General features: G+C 64.8%; 1 pseudogene. It reads left to right on the forward strand.

The window, feature by feature from the left end:
- Positions 1 to 830, forward strand: a pseudogene (locus tag MRBLMD1_RS05465) (pyruvate dehydrogenase (acetyl-transferring), homodimeric type); the annotation flags it as partial.

The following is an 830-nucleotide window of genomic DNA, read 5'->3' on the forward strand; positions in this document are numbered from 1 at the left end:
TTCAACCACTTCTTCCGCGGCAAGGACCACCCCGGCGGCGGGGACCAGGTCTTCTTCCAGGGCCACGCCTCCCCCGGCATGTACGCCCGGGCGTTCATGGAAGGACGCCTGTCCGAGGAAGACCTGGACGGGTTCCGGCAGGAAAAGTCCCGCGAGGGCCACGCCCTGTCCTCCTACCCGCACCCGCGCCTGATGCCGCAGTTCTGGGAATTCCCCACCGTGTCCATGGGCATCGGGCCGATGAACGCGATCTACCAGGCCCAGAACAACCGCTACCTGCACAACCGGGGCCTGAAAGACACCTCGGACCAGCAGGTCTGGGCGTTCCTGGGCGACGGTGAAATGGACGAGCCCGAGTCCCGGGGCCTGCTGCAGCTGGCAGCGAACGAGAACCTGGACAACCTGAACTTCGTGATCAACTGCAACCTCCAGCGCCTGGACGGCCCGGTGCGCGGCAACGGCAAGATCATGCAGGAACTCGAAGCGTTCTTCCGCGGCGCGGGCTGGAACGTGATCAAGGTCGTCTGGGGCCGGGAGTGGGATGACCTGCTCACCCGCGACACCGACGGGTCCCTGGTAAAGATCATGAACGAAACCGTCGACGGCGACTACCAGACCTACAAGGCCGAGTCCGGCGGGTTCGTCCGCGAACACTTCTTCGGCAAGACCCCGCAGACCAAGGACCTCGTCGCGGACCTCACCGATGACCAGATCTGGAACCTCAAACGCGGCGGCCACGACTACCGCAAGGTCTACGCCGCCTACAAGGCCGCCACCGAATTCAAGGGCAAACCCACCGTCATCCTCGCCCACACCGTCAAGGGCTACGG

The organism is Pseudarthrobacter sp. LMD1-1-1.1, from assembly GCF_040676255.1.
Taxonomy (GTDB): Bacteria; Actinomycetota; Actinomycetes; order Actinomycetales; family Micrococcaceae; genus Arthrobacter.